At 57.3% G+C, this 3,300-nt stretch carries 3 protein-coding genes; all 3 read left to right on the top strand.

Annotated features, from left to right (window positions below; genetic code table 11):
* Nucleotides 1–66: 66 nt before the first annotated feature.
* The 3 genes from ACRESJ_RS21180 (at nucleotide 67) to ACRESJ_RS21190 (ending at nucleotide 3,220) form a co-directional block, all read left to right on the top strand.
* On the top strand, nucleotides 67–1,443 hold the full coding sequence (locus ACRESJ_RS21180; RefSeq protein WP_431759643.1) for an L-serine ammonia-lyase: 1,377 nt from the start codon (nucleotides 67–69) through the stop codon (nucleotides 1,441–1,443).
* A gap of 36 nt (nucleotides 1,444–1,479) precedes the next feature.
* Complete coding sequence (gene gcvT, locus ACRESJ_RS21185) at nucleotides 1,480–2,604, top strand: glycine cleavage system aminomethyltransferase GcvT (protein WP_431759644.1); 1,125 nt, start codon at nucleotides 1,480–1,482, stop codon at nucleotides 2,602–2,604.
* Nucleotides 2,605–3,007: 403 nt separating this feature from the next.
* On the top strand, nucleotides 3,008–3,220 hold the full coding sequence (locus ACRESJ_RS21190) for a cold-shock protein (protein ID WP_007931076.1): 213 nt from the start codon (nucleotides 3,008–3,010) through the stop codon (nucleotides 3,218–3,220).
* Nucleotides 3,221–3,300: the final 80 nt, after the last annotated feature.

The following is a 3,300-nucleotide window of genomic DNA, read 5'->3' on the forward strand; positions in this document are numbered from 1 at the left end:
TTCGGCAGCTCCTACACACAAAGCATCTCCCGTGATTCGCCTATAACAAGAAACCGGAGAACAACCATGTCGTTAAGCGTGTTCGACCTGTTCAAGATTGGCATCGGCCCCTCCAGCTCCCACACAGTCGGCCCGATGCGCGCTGCTGCACGCTTCGTCGAAGGCTTGCGCCGTGAAGGGCTGCTGACGGCGACAACCTGCGTCAAAGTCGAGCTGTACGGCTCGCTCGGCGCCACCGGTAAAGGCCACGGCAGCGACAAGGCCGTGCTGCTAGGCCTGGAGGGCGAACACCCGGACACCGTGGACACCGAAACCGTCGCCGCGCGCCTGCTGGAAATTCGCGGTAATGGTCGCTTGAACCTTCTCGGTGAACACAGCATCGCGTTCAACGAAAAAGAACACCTGGCGATGATTCGCAAACCGTTGCCTTATCACCCCAACGGCATGATTTTCCGCGCATTCGACGCTGCCGGCCTGCAAGTGCGCAGTCGCGAGTACTACTCGGTCGGCGGTGGTTTTGTCGTCGATGAAGACGCTGCTGGCGCCGACCGTATCGTCGAAGACGCCACCCCCCTCACCTTTCCCTTCAGGAATGCCAAGGAACTGCTCGGTCATTGCACCACTTATGGCCTATCCATCAGCCAGGTGATGCTGACCAATGAAAGCGCATGGCGTCCTGAAGCGGAAACCCGTGCCGGCCTGATGAAAATCTGGCAAGTCATGCAGGACTGCGTGGCTGCCGGCTGTCGTAACGAAGGCATTCTGCCGGGCGGCTTAAAGGTCAAACGTCGTGCTGCCGCGTTGTACCGGCAACTGTGTAAAAACCCGGAATCCTCCTTGCGCGACCCGCTGTCGGTATTGGACTGGGTCAACCTTTACGCCCTGGCGGTCAACGAAGAGAACGCCAACGGTGGACGTGTGGTCACCGCTCCCACCAACGGCGCCGCGGGGATTATTCCAGCGGTGCTCCATTACTACATGCGATTTATCCCGACCTCCAATGACGACGGCGTCGTACGCTTTCTGCTGACCGCCGCGGCCATTGGCATTCTGTACAAGGAAAACGCTTCGATCTCCGGCGCCGAAGTCGGCTGCCAGGGCGAGGTGGGTGTGGCGTGCTCCATGGCCGCTGGCGCTTTGTGCGAAGTCCTTGGCGGTACCGTGCAACAAGTGGAAAACGCCGCGGAAATCGGCATGGAACACAACCTGGGCCTGACCTGCGACCCGATTGGCGGGCTGGTGCAAGTCCCCTGCATCGAGCGCAACGCCATGGGTTCGGTCAAGGCCATCAATGCCGTGCGCATGGCCATGCGGGGCGATGGGCATCACTTCGTCTCCCTCGACAAAGTCATTCGCACCATGCGCCAGACCGGCGCCGACATGAAAAGCAAATACAAGGAAACCGCCCGTGGCGGTTTGGCAGTCAACATTATCGAGTGCTGATGTGCGCTCATCTGCACAATTCTTCAGGAGCTGAATATGTCCACCGAACAACTGTTGAAAACCCCGCTGCACGCACTGCACATCGAACTGGGCGCGCGCATGGTGCCATTCGCTGGCTACGACATGCCCGTGCAATACCCGCTGGGCGTGATGAAAGAACACCAGCACACTCGTGATCAGGCCGGGTTGTTCGATGTCTCGCACATGGGTCAGATCCGCCTCACCGGCGCCAATGCTGCAAAAGCCCTGGAAACCCTGGTGCCAGTGGACATCATCGATCTGCCAGTAGGCATGCAGCGCTATGCAATGTTCACCAACGAGACCGGTGGCATCCTCGACGACCTGATGGTCGCCAATCTGGGTAACGACGAACTCTTCCTGGTGGTCAACGCCGCTTGCAAGGATCAGGATCTGGCCCACCTGCGCAAGTACATCGGCGACCAGTGCACCATCGAACCGCTGTTCGAAGAGCGCGCCCTGCTCGCCCTGCAAGGTCCGGCTGCCGTGACGGTACTGGCACGTTTGGCACCAGAAGCGGCGAAGATGACCTTCATGCAATTCGCCCGCGTGAAATTGCTGGGCGTCGACTGCTTTGTCAGCCGCTCGGGTTACACCGGTGAAGACGGTTACGAAATCTCCGTGCCGGCCGCCAATGCTGAAGCCTTGGCCCGTGCGCTGCTGGCAGAACCGGAAGTCGAGGCGATCGGCCTCGGCGCGCGCGACTCCCTGCGCCTGGAAGCCGGCCTGTGCCTGTATGGCCACGACATGAACACCGAAACCACGCCGATCGAAGCCAGCCTGTTGTGGGCCATCTCCAAGCCACGTCGTGCCGACGGCGCACGTGCCGGCGGTTTCCCTGGCGCAGAAAGCGTGTTTGCCCAGCAACAGGGCGGAGTCAGCCGCAAGCGCGTAGGCCTGCTGCCGCAGGAACGCACACCAGTGCGCGAGGGCGCAGAGATCGTCAACGAAGCAGGCGAGATCATCGGCAGCGTCTGCAGCGGCGGTTTCGGGCCTACCTTGGGCGCTCCTTTGGCCATGGGTTACCTCGACAGCGCTTATGTCGCTTTGGATACGCCAGTCTGGGCAATTGTTCGTGGGAAAAAGGTAGCTTTGCTTGTAAGCAAAATGCCATTTGTTCCACAACGCTACTACCGCGGTTGATTAGCTGTTCCTATAAGTAACGCAGTTGCGTTAACAACGCACTAATGTGTAACGCAACTGCCATAAAATAGTGCAACGTTTGGCGATTAGCTTCGATTATGAACGTTGCTTATAACGTTCGAAAACAATTGAACAACTCTATCGCATAAGCCAGAACTAGTTGGCATACCAACACCAGCAACGTGAGCAAATACGGGCCTTTCACAGGGGTTGTATTTTCTCCCGTAGTTGGCGTAGAGTTTGTTCACTGTGTTTGCATGGGTCGCTTGGAATCGTGACCTGGGCAGTAGCCTACAAGTTAGCTACATCCCGTTCGACGTCTTCTTACTCTCCTGCAACCAGCCCCAGTACTCTTTCATGAGAAAGAGACTGTCATTAATTTTTGCGTCAAAGGAAATAAGAAATGTCCCAACGTCAGAGCGGTACCGTCAAGTGGTTTAACGACGAGAAAGGTTTTGGTTTTATCACTCCTGAAAGCGGTCCGGATCTGTTCGTGCATTTCCGCGCCATCCAGGGCAACGGTTTCAAGAGCCTGAAAGAAGGCCAGAAAGTGACCTTCATCGCCGTGCAGGGCCAGAAAGGCATGCAGGCTGACGAAGTACAAGCAGAAGGCTAATCTTCTGTAACGAAAAAGCCCCTGATGCTGACATCAGGGGCTTTTTTGTGCGCGTAAATCCGTAAAATGGCTTCTTTTTT

It is taken from the genome of Pseudomonas sp. (assembly GCF_050739655.1).
In the GTDB taxonomy this organism is placed as follows: domain Bacteria; phylum Pseudomonadota; class Gammaproteobacteria; order Pseudomonadales; family Pseudomonadaceae; genus Aquipseudomonas.

Excerpts from the sequence above, each read along its gene's own strand:
- ACRESJ_RS21190 (WP_007931076.1), top strand. The coding sequence starts at position 3,008 with ATGTCCCAACGTCAGAGCGGTACCGTCAAGTGGTTTAACGACGAGAAA.
- gcvT (WP_431759644.1), top strand. The coding sequence starts at position 1,480 with ATGTCCACCGAACAACTGTTGAAAACCCCGCTGCACGCACTGCACATC.
- ACRESJ_RS21180 (WP_431759643.1), top strand. The coding sequence starts at position 67 with ATGTCGTTAAGCGTGTTCGACCTGTTCAAGATTGGCATCGGCCCCTCC.